Below are 22,930 nucleotides of genomic sequence, written 5' to 3' on the forward strand. Positions count from 1 at the left end.
CTTGATTCCCGTCCCCGTGTCCGTAATCACGGTATCTGCGGTGAGGCGCCCCTCAGCAGTCCACTGCTCCAGGGTGTCGATCGTGTCGGCCTCGTAGGCCACGCCATCCAGGGTGACGGTGTAGATAGCCATGTTTTTCTCCGCCCTCACTATACCAGATCAAGACAAAAGCCCCTGCCTGGCAGCCGCCAGACAGGGGCTTTTAGCGGTGCTCCTACTGCCCGAAGGTAGAGAAGCTAGGAATCTCAAACTTGGGCGCGATGGTCTGGTAGAACAACTGGAACCCACTGGGGACGCGTACCAGTCCACCACCAAACGGTACCAAGCCAGCCTTGGGCCGCGAGCTCGTCCAGAACATCCAGAGCTTCCCGGGCTGTAGGGTCGGGTCGCCGTGGTAGTCGGGCACACGAGTACTTGGCATCGGTCGGAGCAGATCGAGCTGGGTCGGATCGTAGCTGTAGAGATCGACAAAGCTGTAGACCTGCGCCTCGTTGATGGTCTGCTGCATGGGCGCTTGCACCCCCATGGAGTAGTTATCCGAGGGCGCGAGCTCCTCTACCCAGTCGAGGCGGGTAAGTACCTGACGGGTGGTTGTGGTCGCTCCCTGTGCCGCGGTGTACTCTATCTGGACACCCAAGCCTTCGTAGAGCGAGTCCACGTAGATCCGTCCGGTGACAAAGTCTACCTCGTAGGGTACCGAGCCAATCCCAGGAATGACCACACCGCTTACCTGCGGAATCTGGTTGCCCTGGGCATCCCGTACAGAAAGTGCAATCGACTCCCGGGTGTTCAAGCGTCCCGCTGCGGGAATGCTCACAGAGCGCAGGTCCACCCCGATACGCCGTGCGGCGTAGTAGAGGCGGGCGGGGCGGTTAGGCTCCGCTCCCTTGCTCCACGTGAACCACTGCCGTCCCAGACCGGGTCGGGCAGCGGCGGGTGCCAGCGGAGCCCCCGCTTGCATCCAGCGGTAGACCTGTGCGTTGGGAACCGCAGGGGTCATCCGGTTATCGGTCGCGACGAAGACTCCCGAGTCGGAGGCGGCATCCGGGGTGAGCCGGTAGGTGGTGGGCTGGTAGCTCACCTCCACCGTATCCGTGGACTGAGGCTCATCGGCACCGCGGAAGCGGACCTCGCCCGTATCCGGATCGACATAGACGAACAGGACACTATTTCCACGCCGGATGACCTGTGCCCAGCGCCGGCTATTGGCATCGTAGTCCCAGGCATTGTCGAGTGTCTCGTAGCGCACAGTCCCATTGGACTGCCTCACCCGGACCCAGAGGTTCTCTACCGGGTTGGTCGTGTTCTGGGGGTTGTAGCGGACGTACCAAGCGATGTGCTTGGAGCGCCATACCAGATCACGCCCTACCTGCACCAGTCGCTCACCGCTCGCATGGGGAACCCCAATCTGCGGAAGCGCGGTCAGGGTTAGCCGTGCGAGTGGCCCCGCCCCAACCGTCCGGTAGCGTCCCATAAAGAGATCCGGGGTCTGGGTGTTGCGGAGGACACCCGTGTAGATCACGTCTACTACCGGAGTTGTCGAGCTCACCGTGGGAGTAAAGACTGACCCCGCATAGCTCCCCTGACTGTAGTCCGGAATCACAAGCCGTCGGATAACCGGGTTAGGCTCAGTGGCGGTGACTATTCCCGGAGGAACGGGCAACGCGACCTCGCCTGAGCCTCGGCGGCCCGTGACGATACTCGGCACCCCGTTGGGATCACCGACATAGGGGATGTAGTACAGCCCCAGCTTTCCAGGTGCTCCTCCGTAGAACGTCACAAAGCCCGTTCGAGTAGCACTATCGAAGGCGGCACGTGGGCCGTAGCGACGGATAGTCGGGTCGGGCTGGTAGTTGGCCAGGATCGTGCTCAAGAGCGATGTCGGTGTTCCGGTCGGGTTACCGTTGGCATCGAGCCTTGAGAAGAAGATCGTATCGGTTGGCAGCGCCCCCGCATTGAGCTGGGAGTTCACCCAGAACAGAGTCGCCTGGGTTGCCAGTGGATCGATCTGGAGCACCGAGGGATAGATGTTGCTATCGTCCGCACTCGCCGTGGGAAGAACCGTCGGCTGCGTGAACATCTGGGCATCATTTGCCTGCGGTGCCAGGATCGGCGAGCCCGGGGCAACCGCCTGGAACGAGCCCGTCGTGGGATCCCAGTTCATGTGACTGTGGAAGAGCCCAAACGGTGCGCCGACGGCGGTCGGGTCCGATCCCAGAGGCCGGCTGTTGCGGGAGAAGTAGACATTGAGCCGCCCGTTTGCGCCACGGTAGGCCGCCGGTGTCACCACGGAGAGCGGGCGATCCGGATTGTCCACCAAGGGCTTCGAGTCGATTCCATTGAGCAAGCCAGAGAAGATACCGTCGTAGCCAAAGAGGGCATAGTCGGCGATCTGACCGGTCAGCGGGGTCTCGGTGACGGTCACCTTGACATCCACCGCAGGGTTGGTGTGCGGCTGGAACTCCACCGCGGTCATCACACCACTGCCATTGATACCAAAGTTTCGTGCACGGAGGGTTCCTTCCGCACTCACCCCGGCGTTTACAGGCTGGATCGGTGCCAAGCCGGGTGGCTGGACGTTCTGGCCGTTATAGAGTGGCCCTGCAGGAGCAACCAGTGCCCCCCCACTGACCGAGGCATTACCTATAATCATGGGAGCACCGACATAGCCAACCAAGTTGGAGCCTGAGAGCGGATGTCCCGTGGGCAGGATCGTGTCGTGGTCCTCGTAGACTGCCAGCGACGGTGGCGCGGTCGCCGAGGCCGTCGTGACAGAGCGGTAGACTCCAACCGGCGTTCCAATCGGCACCGCAACTCCAAGCCCAGGCAGGGTGGCATCGGGCTGTGGCACGGTCGGCAGATCCGGCACCAAGACCGTATTGCTTGGCACGTCGGGCAGGCTCAACACCGAGGGAGTGGCGCTACCGACCGACGGCTTGTGTAGGGTATGCCGACCAGCCAGCCCCGCGTAGTAGCGCTGGTAGACAGTCTGGCCCGTGTCGGTCACCTGGGAGAGCCAGGAGGTCGGCAGGGTGGACTGGGTCTGCAGGTAGTTGTTGAACGCCGCATCGAACTGGCGATCCAGCGATGTCACCACCTGAGGCATCAGAGTCGCCGGTGTATAGGGCACATTGGCGGTCAGGCTGGGGTCGGCCCCGACTGCCTGGATGCCGTAGCGCGAGTCCACGGTCTCCGAGACGAGCCCGAAGTAGCCGAAGAACTTGACATCGCGAACATCCACATCGGTAAGGGTCTCCGTCTTCTGCGCAGCACGCAGGTTGTAGAGGTTGACGTTCCCGATATTCTGGATCGTCATCTTCTTGAAGAACTTATCGAAGGGTGCCCGGTCGTTCGGATCGGCAGGGTTGAGCCGCCCAATCGGGTCGGGCAGGAAGCCAGGGTTATTGGATGCCCCGGACTGGTAGCCCATGAGACCGTTCTGGATCCCAAAGCCAGCCGGCAGCGCCCCAAGATCAACCGGAGACTCGGTCGACCTCAGGCCCATGTCGACAGGAACTCCCGTCCAGACCTCGACGATTCGGAAAGGCTCACCGCTCTCCCAGCGTCCGTTGTAGTTGTTGTTGTTATTGCCACTTCCGAAGTCGACAAAGACCCTCAGGCGGGACGTGTAGCCAAACGGAGTGATGGCATAGTTTCCATCAAAGAGCCCACTGCCCGGGTTGTACTGGTGGAGATCACGGCTATTGAGACCACGTGGCAGCTGCGTGTTGCCATTGGTGATAAACGGCTGTGCACCATCTTCCCTACTCGGAGCCTCATAGGTCGAGGTCATGCTGTGGGTCGCCACCAGGTTTGCAGGCTGGTAGAGTGGCACACGAACACTGACCGTTGCCCCAAAGGTGGAGTAGTTGCCCGGCAGGAAGGGCAGGGTGGCAGCCTGTCCATTGGCAACATTGGCGAGCTGTCCACTGGGAAGCGAGACGGGCCCTTGAACGGCATCGGCTCCCGAGACCAGCACACTCACCGCCTGGCGGCCCTGCTGCGCTGTTGAGGCAGCAATGATGTCCGGGTAGTCCGGGCTGATATTGCCCAGGGAGACAATATTTCCGGTCGTGCGGCGACGCCAAGGCTGCGCCTGAGCGACATCTTGCTCCCAGGGTAGCGGGTTGATTCGGCCATCCCCACGCATCCCCACCGGCGTGATCGCCGGGTTGGAGGTGGGATCGGTATCCGCATTGGGAATCCGACCCGGCCACCAGCGCCAGACCAGATCGTCCATCACCTCAACGCGGACATTCGACAGGTTGATCGGTGCCCGGTTGACAATGCGCAGGTTGCGCTGGGTCGCGGACAGGTCGGTCGAGCCGGTACGGCCGTGACCGATGTAGCCCGTACTCGCCGCGATCGGAATCGAGAAGGTCGCATCCGACCCTCCATTTGCCTGCAGAGGCTGACCAAACGACCGGTTTAGCGTGACTGCTCCCATCCCGGCAGGCAGGTACTGATCGTAGTCGTAGCGCTGAATGGTGTTGCCATTGGCAAGTGCCTGGCTGTACTCGTAGCCTGTCAGATCAGGATCCATTGCAGCGGTCGGGTTTTGCCCAGCAACACGGCTTCGGAAAGGATCAAGGTAGTTGTTTGTCGCGGGTGTTCGGAACGGGCCGATCCCTCCCGCCACGGGCTGCCCTGCAGCCTTCGCTGCCTGAACCGGTAGCCCTGTGTTCGTGCTAACCACAAAGCCTTGCACAGCAAGCGGGTTGGCGATAAACACCTGCGGCTTCAGGAACGAAGTCTGCTCCGAGAGGGTTCCCCCATTGAGTGTGGCTTGATTAGTAGCCCCCGTCTGCCCAATGGGAGTATTTATCTGGATATCGACTTCGATAGGCGTTCCTGGAGTCATGATGATCCCCAGAGAGTCGTCTAGCTTGATCTGTGAAAACGCAAGTCCAAGCTGTGCTGGTCGATTTCCACTTGGTGTGGGTGCTCCACTGCTCGAGTAGCTTGAGACATAAGGATAGGTAGCAACCAGGCCCGTTCCCGTATTGCGCTCCAAGCTGACCGGGATCGTTTTAATCGGTCCGCCCTTTGTGGGACGTAGCGTGATAGTAGCGCTCCAGGTAGCAGGAATTGCGGAGAGCACACCGGACGGGGGAGCGGGCTGGGAGGCAATTACGGTCACATCCCAAGCAACCACGTTTAGGGTCTCGCCCCACTCGTAGATATTCTTACTTCCCTTGGCGGCTACAGAGCGCATGTTAGGATCGGTAACCGTCCGGCCCGCCCCGTAAGGAGGCATTGCCATCGGCCCGCCAAAGGGATTGAGGCTCTCCTCCGCATTTACCCAAGCCGCATCGGTCCCATCACGGTCGGGACGAACCGGGTTACCAGCACGAGCAGCATTGCGCAAGGCCGTGAAGACCTGGTCGTCAAAGACATCCACACGGGGCTGTGCGATAAGTCCGCCCGTCACTTGGTTGGGAATGCCATCCACCAAACCGCTGGGCATACCACCAAGTTGGGGATTGAAGACCGGCGTGTAGGCGAAGAAGCGACCATCCTCGCCTGTGGCATAGATCCAGGTGACGTTCTGGCCAGCGGCGTTGTCGTTCGCGTCTAGGGTCATCGCGAGCTTATGGCTCAGGCGCTCACCATTCGTCTCAGGCGTTCCCGTCGTTACAGGAGGCGTCACACTGAGCGTTCCCTGTTGATCGTAGGCAGGCAGTTTCAGCTGGCCATCGGCGTTGTGGTTCGTCGGACTAGCGCTTGCATAACGCTTGTCATAGAACAAGCCATTGAGATCAAGTGGGAAGCCGGTCTGACCGGTGTGCCAATCGGGGTCCACTTGAGCTGTTGGTGGCGTCGTGGCAGCATCGGCTGCATTGCCAGGGTAGAGCGAGCGTGGCAGCAAGCCGGGACGGGGTCCGTCGCCAAAGGTGCTGGTCAGCGAGCGTGGCTCGTCCTTAGGATAGGCCAAGAACTTCCCTGTGGGGTTGGGCGTCGGCAGGGTCTGCTTGGTCAGGCGATCCTTGCGGCGTGCATAGCCCGTGTCCAGTGAGGGGAAGTAGGCATTGGTCACCACCGAGATCCCACTTAGTGCCCCACCCGGTCCCACCATCGAGAAGAGGTGGACATGTCCGTGCGGGTTGTACGCATTGATGTCATCGGTGAATGCCCAGCCGAGTGGTCCGAACTGGTTCCCGACGGTTCCAGCCCCCTTAACGGTCGGATCGGTCGCAACGGAGGGATCCTGGCCTTCAATATTCGTACTGATCTCGTGGAGGAAGCCTCCTTGAGTCGTCACGATCAGGGTTGGGTACTGGTAGGCAAGGTTTTGTGACTCTGCCAGGGTTGGCGCAACCGTGAGCGACTGCCACGAACCACGCGTGGTCGCAAGCGGATCGCCAATATCCTGATTGACAAAGCGCCCGGTCAAGTCCACGATGGGCAGAATGACAGCATCCGGAAAGGGAATCGCAGGTGCCAACGACGAAGTCAGGTCTAGGTCGAATCCAAAGGGGCGCAGATCATAGATCACGGGGCCAACGGGATTGACGATAACAGGCGGCTCTAGGGTTAGAATTGGCTTGTAGATCGGCGCATCCAGTGTCGGGATCAAAGGAGCGGTGGGATCGGTACCATTAACCAGCGGGGGGCGTTTCGTCTTGGTTAAGGCTGCGGCTACAACATTTGCCCTAGAGTTATTACGGTTCTGAACCGGACCACCCGTGACCACAATTTGACCATCGACAGAGCTTCCGTCACCAAGCAACGGAACCGTCCGGGCCATGACATGTTTGAGTGCAAGGCCAAGAGTATCCTGGTTCCCCACATTAAAGATCGGGCTGAAAGGGTTCCCTGTGATTGGCTCACTGGGGTTCAAGAAGTCATTGGAAGCTGCCGCGGTCAGACTCGGTGGAATGGGTAGACTCCCATCCAGCGGGATCGGCGAGGGCTGTGGGTCGGTCGCCTTGCGCCAGCGCAGGAAAAGCCCGGTCTCCGCGTCGATATCAAGGGCAAAGAGCCGACCTTGGCCACCCCAAAACACGGTTGGTAGGATGCGACGTGCGGGCTCGCCAGAGACAGGTGCTGGCAAACCAGTGGTGGGTTCAGAGGCCACACCCGGAGTCGGCCGGTTCCTCCGATTAATAAATGGTGCACTGCTACTGCTTGAATCGTAGGTATCGTAGATCGAACGGTAGGTCCAGACGGGTGCAGCCTTGCCAAACGGGGTATCCCAAACAAACTCGTCGAGCTGCTGGCTGTAGATCAATGCCCCCACGACGGGGTTGGGCTTAGCCGTTGGCCCAGAAGGACGGGAGGTATTGACAGCAGGATCGGAGGGAACGAACTTTGCAGAGGCTCGGGTCGGCATCGGGTTGGAGAGGAAGTCATTGCGATCCCCCTCTTGATCCAGAAGCAGGAGGCGCCCCTTGGCGGCAGCACCCGTGGCGCTATCTTGGTCGTTGGCAGCAACGACAACATAGTGCCGAATCCCCGTCAGACCCGTGACACCACTATCGCTGTCCTGGATAGCAAAGTCCATTAGAACAGGAGCACTGTCTAAGGCAGCCAAGCCGGTGTCCGGAGTTGCCAGGCGCGAGTTGGACCCCGCATAGGCCAAGCTAAAGTCAGGTTGATCGAATCCACGGCGGTTGTCTCGAGCACTAGTACCACCATCCGTGATATCGGCATAACGATTGGGGAAGGCCCAGACAGGGCGGATCGTCCCTTCGGTGAGATCAGGGCGAGCACTAGGACGTGCGGCATAGACGGAGTCGTGGAAGCGACTGTTGTCGTTGAGTGCAGCAGCGGTCCCAAAGTTGGGTCGAGTCACAGGCACCGGAAGCGCAGTACCAAGGAAAGCCTCAACACCGCTCGTACCGTCCCAGACCATGTTTTTCTCATGGTCCATCTTGGTCACCGGGCCATCCCAGTCCAAGGAGTAGACACGCCCCTCAGCGGTCGTGGTGTAGAGGCGGCGGCTTGCCGTGATAGGAGCGGCTCCCGCGTTGCGGGGGAAGGCAGTATCGGAGACCGCGATCGTGGAGTTAATCGAGCCGTTGGTCTCAAACCACCACTTCAGCGCCATCCGGTGCCGCGTGGCGGGAGGCAGAGCTACCCCGGGAGTATTGTAGGCAGCAGCATTGTGATTGACCTGCTCTCCCTTGCGAATGGGCAAGGTCGCCATGCCAGTTCCGGTCGCATAGTCCGGCCCTGCATTCGCACGAGGATCAAGGGCATAGACAATACCGTTCTGGTTTCCAATAAAGAGACGTGGCTCCTCGGCGCGCCGATTGAGGGTGTCGTCATCGTCCTGCTTGGCCCAAGTGACGACCGGGGATGAACCTCCGAAGGCACTCGGGGTTGGTATCTCACCCTTTAGACGCAGATTGTACTTATCCCGAGTCTCGCGGAAGGGTCCACTAATGACCTGTGGCACCGATGTCGGGCTAAAGGTCCAGAGCAGGTTGGTGGTTCCAGGCCGGAACTCACCTAAGCTCCGGTAGACCCCCGGTGAGGTTGGAGCGCGCTCAATGTACTGGTTATCGTTGTTGCCAAAGGGATCCAGTGCGTAGAGAACACCGTTGTTGCCCCCGATAAAGGCCAGGGGCATGTAGATTGGCAAGCGCCCTGTAAGAGGGTTCATCGGGTCGGGCTGGTAGTAGCGGTACTGCGGCGCAGAGGTCACCGTGTTGATATCGAAGCGCCCACCACCCAAGGCCGTATACACGGGCACTTGGACATCGCCCATGACCTCCATGTTGGGCACGATAGTCGGAGAGCCGGACAAGCCGCCATTGGGATTGGCTCCCTGGCCAACTAAGAAGATCTCGTCGTCGTCGTACTTCCCATTCCCATTGACATCCACCGCACTGATTCCAGGAATCAGGTTGAACTTGGAGACATTGTCATACGGGTTTCGGAGAGCCGCTCCCGTCATCAATGAATTATCAGGGTGGCGCCAGGCAGCCCCCGATGGCAGTGCGGGCAGGTAGGTCTTGTCAGGGAAGCGCCAGAGCTGCGTCCCCGTTACCCAGTCAAAGGCAGAGATCGATCCGACCTCAATGGTCTTGGTTCCATCGACTTGCGAATCGGGCACCCCAGTCTCGGGGTCGATCACATAGTCCGTCTTATTGACCAGAACCTGCATGTGGGAGAAGAAGGGAACCGGATTTCCCAGGCTATCTCTGTATTGTTGGTGGTTCTCCGCATTGACTGCGGTCACGGTCACTCCAAGCGCATCCTTGGGAGAGATCAGGGACTCTGGTCCACGGAAGAGCACCGAAGGGTCCGACGAATCGAACTTACCAAAGAGAGGGTCGCCCAGAGTAGCGTAGGCGGGGTCGCGGGGGTTGTTGATGAAGTTGAACGAGTCGTTCAGGAAGGCGAGCCCGGTACCACTGGGATTCCAGATGTTGAGCGCATAGGTATTGGCTCCCTTAGCAGGCTGGTCATAGGGGTCCGCGTCGGGTGGCGTAGGCTTGGCCTGCGTGGTGTCGACCTTTCGGCCACCATGCGGCGGCGTCAGGGTCGGGGTGCCACGGGTGCTCCCCCCCGCGAGGCTCTGAACAAACGCAATCTGGTCGGCAATGACAAACTGAGTGCCATTAATGTCGTTTTCGGTGGTATTGTCCAGCGTGACGCGGGCACGAGTCAGGGGATCGCCATAGGTCAGCCCATTGGCAAAGGCCTGGGTCTTGAGGGTCGGATCATTGTAGGTGGCGTCGCTAAAGAACGTAAAGACTGCCGGCTTGCCATCGTCGCCCACCAACCAGAGATCACCACTCGTCACCTGGCTCAGCGTGCAGACTTTTTGCTTGTGCAGGTAGGTGCCATTTGACTTCTGCACCACATAAGAGACGATATAGCGGGCATCCGAGATGCGAGTCTCAACGCCTGTGGTATCCGCGATGGGGATATGGAGCTTGATCGAGTAGTAACGAACCTCCCCTGGGCCACCCGGTACGGTGGGGTACCAGATAAACTTGTTGGGATCGTTGGGGTCGTTGGGATCCGCGAGCGCTCCTGCTGGCCGGGCCTGCGCAGGCGAGCGGGTGTACTGCGTCCCCACATAGCCGGCACCTCCGTTGGGCGTAGGAGCGGTCACCACGGCCCAGTTCGCCCCTGCAAAGAAGCCTCCCACAAGCCCAAGAGCGGTGACGGGATGCGTCAGCGAGACAACATTAGGCCCATTCGTTTCGTCGTCGAAGATAATACTAGGGTTTCTATTTGTCGCTGTGGTTCGTCGGTAGATAGGCGCAGCGACAGTCCCCTCATTTCTAACGTTGTAGGGGAACGACCACCCATCGGGCTGGATCGAGTTGTCAAATGTCTGATTGGGAATACGTCCCATCGGTGGCTTTTTGTAGGTACGATTCCCGTTGGTGACTCCCCAGAGGAAGTCCGCACTCATGCGGCCACGGTTCGTGGTATCACCGTGTGCCTTGGGAGCAGGGCTGAGCTGCGACTGCCGCTCCGTGACGCGCGAGCGGGCCACGGTAGGGCTGATGGTCTCAGTTGCCTTGGGAAGGGGATCGCCGGGTGGTGTCTGTGCAACAGCAGGAAGCGCTATTGCAAGCGATAAGACCACCGCGCCAACCAGTCCCTGCAGAGTGCTAAGGCGCTCTTTGCAGCTTCGGGTGATTGTCGTACAGAACTCAGAGGATTTCATGGTTTGGCTAAATCGCACTTTGATTTCATGCTTCTGTCGGGCCTGATACCCGACCCGACAGAAGCGATTGGTTTTACTGACGGTCTCCAAAGAGGGGATGTTCCAGCAGATTCGTATTGCTGTTGACCGTGCCCATTTTTTGCTCACGCCGGACGACCACGCCCATGGTGTTGCGAGTGAGCGCGATATTGGGAGCGGAGAATCCCGCGTAGAGCGGCACTCCCGCATCCAGCTGCGCCCCCGTGGTGTCGAACCGGCGCGCTCCGGTGACCTGGAACACCTCCCCAACAAACTGCCCCGCAGTAAAGAGCTGGCTCGCGCCAATCCAGGCATTGGTGATGAGGTAGTCCCCACTCGGCAAGCGCTTGACCGCCGTGGGCAAGAAGCCCAAGTCCGATGGCCCTTGTAGGCGTCCGGTCATCAAAGCACGGTAGTCCCGGGCATCGAAGTACCAGGTGACGTACCAGCGGCTGTCGGTGCCAAGCTCAGCCTGGTAGACCCCACTGGAGTCGCAGATGAGGAAGGCGGACTTCTGCGTGCCAAGCCCGGTTGGGACGCTGATCTGCTGGATGTAGGTAGGTCGTGCAATCCGACGGATCCGTCCTGCAGGAGTCCCTGCGATCGCATCGACCGGCATCACGAGCTCGTTCATGGTGCGGTCGACAAGCCCGTTGCGCTTGGGCTCATTGCCGCCGAACGACCAGAGGTTGTAGGTTGTCACGGGGGTCCCTCCGGCGTTGAAGAGAGGAACAACCGTGTTGATTGGGTAGTACTCCAGCGAGAGCACCGAGCCTCCGGTGAAGTCGGTTCGCGTGTCCCCACTAGACTCACCCGCTGTGTTGGAGTTCCCCACCGCCGCCACAATCGTGGGATACCCGTAGAGGGTGGGATCTTGGCCAAGGCGCGGATCGCCGGTGACCAGGATTCGCTGAACACTCTGGAAGCGCAGCAAGCGCCCTTCCCGTTGTGTGGTCCGGCTCACCCAGACAACGACCTGCTCCCCACGGATCGGGCCATTGGGAGTGGTGATCGTGCGGATGTTGCCATCGCGATCAAAGTAGTCCGCGACCTCGACAATGCGATTGTTGCCCGCATCGGCGATCAGGTAGTGCACTTCGTAGCCCGCGTTGGCTGGCGACAGAGTGGTGTAGATCTGCACATCGGTGGGCCCATTGAGGGTGGTCGGATCCGATGTATTCAGGACACCGAAACCGTCGTTGAGGAGGGTCAGCTCCCAGCGCACCAGCCCACTACGATCGGCACGAACCACGCGGTTGTTACCCGTATCACAGATAAGGTAGTCGGTCGGGGAGAGGCGCCGGGCGAGCGCAGGACGGGAGAGAGGCTTCCGATCCACGCTCACGCGACCATTGCCATCCGTTGTGACGCCCCCAACTCCCGCGAAGGGTACCTGCCCCCCCGCAACGAGGTAGCGCATCGTCCCATCCAGGGTCCAGATAGCACTACTGCCCGCATCCACTTCAACAATACGCTTGGCATCGGTCACTAGGGTAACACCGCTCTCGTAGGCATCCACCCCTGCAAGCGTTGCCACCGCGAGGGTGCCCTGGCTTCCGACCGGTGCCCCCACAACCTGGCCCTCGGTGCGCTTTACCCAGCGAACATGGCTCAGCTTCTGCGTATTTCCATCCAAGTTCCCCACGACGGTCTCGACTTGCTGGCCCAGACCGGTGCGAACGGAGGGGTCGTTTGACGAAGGATCGGCATCGAGCGCGACCACCATCCCGGTCGCTCCCGCCCCTGCAACACCCAGGTAGAGCAGATCACCATTCAAGGTCAGCGACGAGGTCGGGCGGCCCGGCAGGACATAGTACCAGAGCAAGGGAGAGTAGTTTCCATTGTCAGGAAGCCCTGCCTCACGAGGATCGATGTCGGTTCCTGTTCCAATATTAGGAAGAAACGCACTGGGTGCAAGGACAACCACCTCAGGCTGCTTCGAGCCCGCAGGCGTGTAGGTCACCACAAAGGAAAGACTGGACGAGAAGTTGCTCGCGCCGGTCCGCATGTCATTGATGATGATACGTCCACGATCCGGGTCGCCGATAATCGCGTTCGTGACCTGAGCGGTCTGTGGCACGGAGGCCATCAGGATCCGTGGCGTGTCCGGTGTGCTAGGATCGAAGGCGGACATGTCCATCTGCCGAATAATCGGGGGAACCGCAGGATCGTAGCTCTTCGGGAGCCGCAGGACAATCTCTTTCTTCATGTCCAGGGCCGCCACGACCGTCACGTCACCATTAAAGGCAGATCTCGCGTGAAGGACCTGGTAGACCGTCCCCTCATTGGTGGTCACCGGTGCCCCCACAGGAGTGACACTGGTGAGGCCTTCGTAGCCACCCGGCCGAGTCGCGGTTGTGCTGAGGTCTTCCTGGAGCGGCCCCGAGAACACGAGGCGGTTTCGCAACGTGGGACGCTCGATCACCGGTTGGTTATTGACAACGATCGCTTGCTGAGCCGCTCCTCCTGGAGTCTCAAAGATTCCCAGAGCCTGGCGGAGCTTGGTCAAGCTACCGCCCCCGTTGCTCTGCTCGTAGTTGCCCAAGATCGTGGTGACCGGGGTTGCTCCCATCACACTCGGGTTGACATGACGGACAGCACTCACCAGGATGTCGTCGGGCGTCATGGCAATGCCCTCCGCACCACCCAGGAAGCCCGCTGTCAGCAAATTCGCACGGCGAGCCGCATCGGTGTTGGGTCCCGTCAGCCCCGGCGGAGTCGCACTGGGTGTCACGTAGTAGACATCGTAGTCCAGCGAGACAATCGCATTGTCAGGAGTCGGGCCAGAGCGGCTCGGTGGGTTCCCCCCACTGTCCTGCACCTGGACAAACCCGGTTTGGTCGATAAAACGACCCGTAAAGGTCGGGCTAATCCGGCCCGCGTTCATGTTGTCCTGAGCCGTGTAGATAAGAACGCCAGCCGCGTAGGTATTGGTGTAGACCCGCACATTGGGACGGATAAAGGGAAAGCCTGCGGGGGCGGCTCCCGGGTAGCCCGGATTGAGCGCGACGTACTGATTCTGTGTGGCGGCAGCGCGTGACTTAAAGACACCACTTCCCACGGGCTGATCGATCAGCGAGACCTCGTGGCGTGCCCCAAGCCAGTAGGGCATGATCCGGTGGGTAAAGCCCCCACTGGGGTTCTCCTGCCAGACCGGAACATAGAGCATCAGATCGTTGCTATTACCCGCCGACCGTGCCCCAACACTTGGCTGAGAATTGGGGTCGGGGTTGTTCTGTGGAACCGTGATGGCAATTCGTGTAAAGCCAAGACTCGGTGTACCAGCGGGGTGGTAGAGGTTATCGGGCGCAGCCGCGAAGGAGTACCATAGAGTCTCCATGGTCGATGCATTGACACAGCGGACCAAGCCATTGGGCTCGACCACATAGACCTTGCCGTCGGAGAACACCGGCGCAGGTGCGGGCATCGGTGCACTTGTGGGCGTGGTGTAGCTTCCCCCACCCCCGACAGCGGCATTTGAAGCAGCGCCCGGCGCAGGTAGGATGTTGCCCGCAGGATCGGCAGCCAGCGCGGTCAGACGCACCAGCGAGCCATCCGCGAGGGTGACAAAGATGTAGTCGCCGTACTGAAGTCGCGTATCCGAGGCACCGGAATTAAAGATCGTCCCCAAGACCGGCGAGGAGGGCATCCCAGAGCCACCTGCCCAGCGCCAGATCTCGTCGTAGGCCGTCCCCAGTGCCAGGTCACGAAGTCCGACATCACCCGAGATCAGCGACGGATGGGCGTTGTAGGCACGAACGGTCGCAGTCCCCCCGACAACCCCGGTAACATACACCGCTCCCTTGGCGATCAACGGCGCGGTAGTGGACTGGAGCAGCTCGGTGCCGGGTACCTGGAACGCAGAGATCAGGGGCGCACCAATCGACTCAAACGAGGAGGCGGTGCGACGAGGATCCTTGCGGTACTGGCTATTGGCACTCCCCCAAGACACAACATTATAGAGGAACTTGAGATCTTCCGCGTGGGCCGTGATCAGGTTCTCCCCGCAGAACGCCCCCGAGTTCCCTCCCGACGATGTTCGCACGCCACCGGCATAGTCGTTGATATCACAGCCGGAGTCTCCTGCGGTGGCGATCACACGGCCTGCTCCGTAGGTTCCCGCCGCAATGTACGGCAGGTCGCCGCGGCCTGTATTCCCCACCACATTTACCAAGGTCTCGGGGTTCGGCGGAAGGGTTGCATCGTTGATGCTGGTCAGGGCGTAGTTGGAGTAGTCCTTGTCCCCTAGGTTTGCAATCTCTTGTGGGCTGAGCGGGTTGGGACTGTTGAGAATGGGGTGGTTCGGGACATTGACCTTCGGGCCTGGTGTCCCGGTAGTCGCCTCACCACGTCCCCCACTAAACTGGAGCTGGTCCATGAAGAGAGGGCCACTCGGGTCCATCCGCATCCCGCCACAGTCCTCTAGCCAGAGGACACCGCCCGCATCTACCAGCTTGCGGAGTTTCTCGCGATCGGCGGCGGTCAGCCGCGTCACCCGGTGGTTGGTCAGAAAGAGCAGGTCGAACTGGAGCAGGTCCTGGATGGGAGTATCGGTCAGAGAGACCTCCCAGTAGGCCGCCATGTTCTTGGTGACTTGCTGGCCCACCTGGTACTGCGGTCCATTGCCCCCCGTTCGCGCTGTCCACCGGTTGGCGATATCGTTGGTGACGGTCTTAGGCGAGAGGGGGTTGATAAACTCCCAGTTCTGTGGCTTGAGATCGACACGCGCATCGGCGATATAGAAGATAAACGGGTCGGGGTTCTCCGGCCCACGCGCTGCCTCTGCCGGCGAGATCACCCCGTCCAGGTCGGCATCCGTGGTGGAGTCCAGTAAGAGAATCCCCACCTTGAGTGTCCGTTTATTGCTGGAGTAGGTTGTCGCCACCTGTGCCCGAACCACAGTCCCAGCCAGGCAGCACCCGACCATCAACAGCGAGAGCGCAGCCCCAAATATCTTCGTTCGCATCGCCATAATTGTTTCCTTACGCCCCTGGAGTTTCCCCTGCATAGAGGAGCCCTGGCGCTACCGGCAGGCGCGGTGCCACCGGCAGGATATTTCTGTATGCATCTTGTCGTAGCGGATTGTTGTTCGCATCGTAGGGCGAGACCAGCTTATCGTCGTACAGGTAGACAATTCCACTGTCGCCGCCATTGCCCGCTCCACCAGGCTGCGGCCCAGGAAGAGCACCATGGGCCCCGTGGATACTCACCAGCCCAGTAGCCCCTTGGCTCGCATAGCCCGGTGCCGACGGTAGCCCGGTCGAGCCGTAGTAGTTGGGTATCCAGCCCCACTTCTCCAGCCACGCTCCCTGGTCCCCCACCTCAGCCGGCATGTTCTCGGTGATCGCGCCAAAGAGCGTGATGCGGATATCCATGGGCTGGCCGTAGAACGGGAAGCGCGGATCGATTCGCCCTCGGGTGACGCCCTGTGCCAGGAGGTTATCCCCCGGACGGCGGTAGAGAGGTTGCCCGGTCGAGTCAAGGCTGATGTAGTTCTCGTAGGTATCGTTGGGATCGGGGTTGAACCACGGCCCGGGGATGATAAAGAACGAGCCTTCCTGAGCATAGATCAGGGCCTCGACTCGGATGTCCGCCGGCGCAATCCCCGCCCGAGAGAGTCGATAGTCGGTCTGGTTGGGAACGCCCGCATTCGCGTCCACCGAGAGGTTCAACAAGTTGTCGATCCCAAACTTGGGCACCTGAGCGTAGGGCACGGTCTGATCGGGGTAGAGCAGCGCAGGGTTATTGCCAGCGTCCTTCAGATCAAAGACATGGTCGAAGTAGATCCCGGGCTCGGTGCTGGTCGGGCCGCCCATCGCCAGCGTGGTCAGGCTGGGATTGGCGTTGGGCCAAGCCATATCAATCGGGAAGCGGAAGAACCCAAAGGGAGCCGCGAGGCTCGGATCGGCGTTTACCGCAAGCCGCATCGCCGTGGCCCCATCCACACCCGCCGCCGAGTGGCGCAGGTAGAGCTGGGGAATGTAGCTAGGCGCAAGCCGCCCCACGGGGTTGGGCATTCCATTGGGCAGGTAGGTCTGAACCGGTGCCTGATTCAGGCGCATGGCAAAGGTCGGGGAGGCCGGGTTTAAGAAGATCGCACGGGCATCCGAGCCAGATGCCTCGGGACCAGCCGCGTTGTCGCCAGGGTTGAAGAACTGGGTGGTGTTGAGCACGACATAGTTCTTCGCCAGGAGCGCAATCGACGACTTCCCACGCACGAACTCTTCGGTCGCGGGGACCGAACCATCGGGGATATTGTCCTTGAGGAGGTTTCCATCAATGTAGATATTGCCGCCCGAGACCACGGTCAGGTGCCGGATGTAGTAGCGCAAGGTCTGAGGATCCAGGCCGCCGACCGTTCCGCGGATACGGACATTGCCCTCGGCATAGACCACGTACTCACCCTGCCAGACACCAGGCTGGATCTGCTGGGCCGGATAGCCCTCCAGCTTGCGAACACTGGCGGGAAGCCCTGCACTAGGAATATCGGCAGCAGCCTCTGCTGTGCCATTTCCCAGGCCGGAGTAGCGGATCACGGTGGACTGGTTAATTCGGCGACCGGTGTTGTCACGCAAGAACGAGCGGTTCACACTGCTGGCGGAGCGCTGGATAATCATGGCGCGCGGCGTCAGGGTGATCACGACGGCCGGGGGGACGTAGCGGTTGTCGCCGTTCCACCACGTGCGATCGACACCCACCCAGTTGGAGCGCGGCGAGTAGGCACCGATCAGGCTATCGGAGGCGTTCTGCATGTCCTCGCGGTTGTCGAGGTAGAGGCCCGCGCCCCAGCCGATCCGCCCCGCTTGGGTGGTCCCCAGGCCGGCGATCGTATTGCCCGCAACGTACCGGGCATCGATAGGCTCGGAGTCTCGGGTGAGAGCACGGTAGCGGGTGAGACCGTTATCGCCGATGCTCTGGTCGATCAGCGGCGCGGTGGTCCGTGCGACCCGGCGGAGCGGGTCGGTAGTCTGAGGCGCATGGTCGCGGACGAGACCTTGGTAGGAGTTGAACACTCCGTTGCTCGCCACCACACTGGCATTGGTAAACGCACCTCCCAGCTCCGTTAGCAAGACCTGAGAGTTATTGGCGGGAATGTTTAGGCTCGACGAGACCGTCAGCGCATCGCCACGCTGTCCATCGAGGAGCAAGCGGTTTACCCCAAAGAAGGTAAGAGCGGCATTGGAGTGGATCGGGCCATGGTAGACCGACTCAATCTGTCGTGCGGTCGGTGCGCTGGTATCGCGCCCTCCCGAGATAAAGTTGGAGTCCAGCACCTTGCTCGCGGAGCCCAGCGCGGCCACGACCGAGCGGTTGTCTTTATTAGTGATATGGCGCAGGAACTCAACCGTCCCGATCTGCTTGTAGGCCACCTGCTCGCGGCGTGCGCCCTTGCCCTCAGAGCTGGCGAAGGTGGTGGGATCGCTTGGATCGACAATTCCCACCCGGCCAATGGAGAGTAGCTTCAGGAAGCGGTTGGTTGCGGAGCGATCCGGCGCTGCTGTCGCGCGGCTATCGGGCTTGTAGACGATCTTGACCAGCGCGCGCCCCCCGAGGTTGCCCGCGCCCGGGGTTCGTCCCCCGAAGTCCACACGGGAGTAACCACAAGGCTCAGGGTTGAGTGGGGTGCCATTGGAGGCACTACAGGGACGGAGCCAGTCGTAGTCAGGATCGCTAGGACGAAGCGGCTCGGCATTGCGGATGCCATCCCCATCGCTATCTTGGTCGTCGTAGGCCTGCCCCGTTAAAGCTATGTTGGTATCATCCGGGTCGGCGACAAAGGGCACAGGGCGCCAGTCGGCCCCCTCGGGCGACTTGGTCAGCTCATCGTCGAGGTACTTGATCCCTGCCTCGGCGAGCTTATCTGCCGCAACACCCTTCGACGAGGTGCTGGTCGCCCGCATGTTGTTGACGATCAAGGCGATAAAGAGCCCCCCCAGAAAGAGCAACAGGAACAGGACAATAATCGCGACCGTGAGCGACTGTGCCGCCCGGTTTCGTCGCCGTGGGCGTCCCGGAGAAGGAATGGGTTGATTTGTCATCGTCGTCACCGTATCGTGTTCCCTATGCGAACCTTGTCCGTCAGGTTGATCGAGGTCCCCTGGTGGGTATTGGAGTCGTAGACCAGCGCCCCGACATTGACCGTCAGCAGGTCGCGGGTGGCGTAGTCCACCTTCACCACATCCGGCTCAGGCGCGATAATCGCCTTGTCGCCAAGGACCCTCCCCTGTGCATCCACGGGCTTGCCATTGTCTGCCCCGCCACTACGACGCGCGTAGTTGTTCTGCCAGAGGTAGGTCACCTGAACCTCACGCTCCGCCACGGCGGCGGGGTCGGTGAAGGAGCGGGCAGGGAGCCCAGGGCCACCGGGGTTGTCAAACCGCAGGAAGGCAGTCGGTAGTGTCCCATTGATGCGGGTGTCCTGGTCCAGCAGGTAGGTGCGCTGTCCCACGATCGGTGTCCAGCGCTTGCGCACACTGTTGGCAGGATCGGTGATCAGGGTTGCCTTCTTCACCACACTGGTCAGCGCTCCGGGCGCACGGTAGTAGGTCACGTTTCCAAGACCACTGCTACCCGCCGTCACGCTCATGTCCGGGCCAACCACACTCTCACTGCCCGCCGCGAGCATCAGCCCACCACCGGGCTGAAGACCGCCCGCCCCCACATTGCCAAAGACCACCAGCGGCGAAGTATACGTTCCTGCCTGGGTCGTGAGCAGCGGTGTCGTCAGCGCGATGTCCGAGCCATCCGCACGGAAGTAGCGCAGCGTGGAGTCGTCGAGGAGGTTGATCTCTCCCCAACCCTGGTTCGATGGCGTGTTCACGTCGGAGTCCGCATCGGGGAAGCGCGTGTTGAGGCGATAGAGCGTCTCCACCAGCTCACCCGGGTTGGCATCGGGGAAGCCTCCCGGCACCATGGAGCGAACGGTCCCATTGGCGAGGCGGATCAGCGGCACGCCGGTGTTGTCTCCCGCCAGCGGCGCAAAGCCTGTCTTGATGGTCCCACGCTCCATGTTGAGCAGGAAGGTCAGGTTGGGAGTCTTGACAAAGATCTCATTGGTGCTGGTGATACGGGCGCAGTAGAGCACTGCGTCCGACGTGGCAAGCACCCCACCGGTCGCCGCCGTGTCCAGGTGCACATGCGGTGTGGTCGTGCCATCGGGGAGCAGCTCCGAGTCGACCGTCACGCGCAGTGCACCGTAGTCCGAGCTCCCCACCCGGCTCGCGGCCCGGTAGAAGGTCACCGAGCTCGGCAGGCTCCAGTGGCCCTGCTGCGACGAGTAGATGGTCGGGACGGCGTTGGGGACCTCGGCGGCGGCGGCGGTCATAAAGCCGGGGGTCGCGTTGTCGCCGGTCACCGCGCCAGGTGCGAACGAGACCAGAGGCCGGAACGGCGTGGTTAGCACGAGATCGCCCGTGTCGTCCTTGACCCAGTTCACCACATCCTGATTCGGACCATCCACCACCGCAGACGCAATCGCCTTCCAGTTGGCAGCATAGCTCACCCCGTTCGATGCCAGGTTCGGGTTGTAGAAAAAGTTAGGATCGTTGAAGCCGCCCGCATCAGGCAGCATGCTGTTGTAGTTAGCTTGGTTGATCAGCTTCGGGTCGGTCGGATCGAACTCAACACGGTAGAGGACAAAGGGATTGTGACGGCCATCGGCGGAGAACTGTGCGACACGGCGCTGGTAGACATTCTCGTAGGGACGGGTGTTGTCCTTGAGGCCGATAAAGTAGCGCACGATCCGCGTCCCCGGCGCGAGCGGGAAGCGCACATCGGAGCCCCCGATCGTATCGCCCGTGGTCGGGTCCTTGGTGCCGCCCGAGGGCAGGTGGCCCGACGGGATAAAGTCCACCTTGCTGAAGAGCACGGGAGCGGGGAAGACCTGCACACCCCCCGCCCAGTTGTAGCCATAGGGCGTGGTCGCCGCTCCCCCCACCCCGATATTGACCGCAAACTTCAGGGGGAACATCACCGGGGTCGTGGTGTTGTCAAAGACAAACACGGCCTGGGACAGCTCACGAGAGATCTGGTGAAGACCATTGCGCGCCTGGGTCTGTGCCTGCACCTGGTTCTGCGCCTTGCGGGTCAGGTTGAAGCCCTGGATGATGGGGACAAAGAGCAACCCCAGCAAGATTCCGGTGATGGCGATCACCACCAGAAGCTCGGTCATGGTAAAGCCGCGCTGAACCCGGATAAGTTTTGCTAAATTTCGCTGCATCGGTCTTAGTCTTTCGCTCAGTCTACTGGAGAACGCCCTGTGTCAAGTAGGTATCCAGATCCTGAATCCGCCACGGAGCGTTGCGCTCCAGCCCATCTTTCCAGATCACACGGCTCTTGGCAGTCGCGCCCTTGATGTCGGTGGCCACTCGCCAGTTGGCATGCGTACCGTCCCAGCCCAGAGGCTTCAGGAACTTGGTGACATCCACCGACGCACTGATAACACGGCGCTCGTTGGCGGCGTTCAGCTGAACATTGGGAGTGTCGATCGCAAGCTGAACCGCCGCGCTTCGTCGCCAAGAACCGTTTGTTAGTACTTGGAAGACAACGGTGACACCTTTGTTCAATTCGGTTCCGGCAAAGTTGAGCGCTCCCACCGCCGCGGCCCCAGAGCCCGCCGTGGTGCGCCAGAACAGGTCAGGGCGGTCCGGCGACGTTGTCAGGCCCGTTAGCGCGTCCAAGGTCCAGTTCGACGGCATCGCCGTGACCTCGCGGTAGGTGGCCATGGCCTTGCTTAGCGCCGCGCCCCACTCGCCCTCCGCCTTGTAGAGAATGCGAATCGGCGTCCCCAGAGCCACACGGTTGGTATTGATGTAGAGCGTCCCCGTGGCGTACGAGCCGGTCTTGGGATCGGTGTTGACCCAGTAGTCTTGGTTTACCTGAGCAGGATCGCCCGCCTGGAGCAAGCCGTAGTCGCCAGGGCGTCCACTGGCACCGGGGTTTAGGATCGCGCCCGTGTCGAGGCGGACGATCATAATATCGGTGTTCTTGCTCGCATCGGTATCACCTGCGGGGAAGATTCCCTCGTAGAAGGTGTTGTCCGGGTTGATGTAGTCCAGCGACTTGATGCGGGTGAGCGTCGTCCGTAGCGGCACCTCGCCGTAGGCACCGATCGCCACTGCAGGAACATCGCGGTCGTCGTGGATGATGTGCCAGTCTAGAACCGCATAGTCCATGTAGGCCTTGAAGGGGTCCTGGCCGTTGTTGGCAAAGCGGGCACCCACCGGGTTGAAGGCGACAATGCCAGGGTTGGCGACACTACTCTTGCCGCTCGCCGCATCCAGGTTGTTGGAGACGAGCTGGTACTGATAAGGATCTTCCGGGTCCCAGGCCGCGCCGGCTGCCAGACGCGTAAACTCGCGGGTGACCACCTCGCTGCCCGACTGAATGGCATCATCGGCCGCAAAGGTCGTAGCGGGATCCAAGGTATTGTAGCTCAGGTGCGACGGATCACAGAGGCGAATCCAGACCGCTTGGGTGCTCGCGGGCACCACAAAGCGATCCGTCACCGCAACCGCATTGTCGTAGGGGTCGTCGTCGTGGTCGTTGACCAGCTTAATGAAGCGCACCGTAAAGACGCGGTCACGGCTCGACGGGTAGAACAGCATCCAGGCACCGCCGTTGGCATCCTCGTTCTCGTCCACCAAGCAGCTGGTCGGCCCGGTCAGGCGCGCCCGGTAGTAGTCGGAGAAGAAGAAGGGCTGGCCCGAGCTAGCCTGGTAGTAGGGATCGCGTGCGATAAAGGCAGGAGCGACATTGAGCGGGGCGCTACGGATCGACAGAAACAAGTTGTAGTAGAGCGAGTCCGCCGCGGTCGCCGGGGCGTTGGCGGGGTTGCCGACAAGAGCGTCCATGTAGATCGGCCCGAGCTTGGCCATGTAGATCGAGCCCGAGGTGGTCGCGGTGGGGGTCGGCAGCCCGATCTTCACCGGTTCGCCGACAATAAAGCGGAACTTGTTGACATCGCTGTAGTAGGGGCTCGCAGGGTCACCCGTGAGGTCATCGGGATCTTCGTCTACGACGAACGAGCGCACCATGCTCCCGGAGTTGCCCGAGAAGTAGGAGTAGGCGATGGCATCGGGCAGGTTGGCGGCCTCGTTCTGAGCCTTCTCCAGCAAGCCATGCCCCACACGCGTCCCACGCATGCGGCTCTCGCTATTGCGCAAAAACGTGAAGCCCAGCGGAAAGACCCGGATGACCGAAAAGACTCCGATCAGCAGGATGACCAGAACCACCAGAACCTCTACCAGGGAGGTGGCTCGCCGACATTGCTTCATTGTT

General features: G+C 61.0%; 5 protein-coding genes. All 5 read right to left on the reverse strand.

The features are described from left to right. Positions 1 to 214: 214 nt before the first annotated feature. Positions 215 to 10,633: a hypothetical protein gene (locus HNQ39_RS00305; RefSeq protein ID WP_184191770.1), complete on the reverse strand. Its 10,419-nt coding sequence runs from the start codon at positions 10,631 to 10,633 to the stop codon at positions 215 to 217. Between the two features lie 73 nt (positions 10,634 to 10,706). Beyond that, complete coding sequence (locus HNQ39_RS00310) at positions 10,707 to 15,617, reverse strand: NHL repeat-containing protein (RefSeq protein ID WP_184191771.1); 4,911 nt, start codon at positions 15,615 to 15,617, stop codon at positions 10,707 to 10,709. A 16-nt stretch (positions 15,618 to 15,633) separates the two neighbouring features. After that, complete coding sequence (locus HNQ39_RS00315) at positions 15,634 to 18,690, reverse strand: hypothetical protein (RefSeq protein ID WP_184191773.1); 3,057 nt, start codon at positions 18,688 to 18,690, stop codon at positions 15,634 to 15,636. A gap of 5 nt (positions 18,691 to 18,695) precedes the next feature. After that, positions 18,696 to 20,870: a PulJ/GspJ family protein gene (locus tag HNQ39_RS00320; RefSeq protein ID WP_184191775.1), complete on the reverse strand. Its 2,175-nt coding sequence runs from the start codon at positions 20,868 to 20,870 to the stop codon at positions 18,696 to 18,698. A 22-nt stretch (positions 20,871 to 20,892) separates the two neighbouring features. Next, positions 20,893 to 22,926 (reverse strand): hypothetical protein, encoded by a 2,034-nt coding sequence (locus tag HNQ39_RS00325; protein ID WP_184191777.1) that lies wholly within the window; start codon positions 22,924 to 22,926, stop codon positions 20,893 to 20,895. Between the last annotated feature and the right edge of the window lie 4 nt (positions 22,927 to 22,930).

It is taken from the genome of Armatimonas rosea, assembly GCF_014202505.1.
Classification (GTDB): Bacteria; Armatimonadota; Armatimonadia; order Armatimonadales; family Armatimonadaceae; genus Armatimonas; species Armatimonas rosea.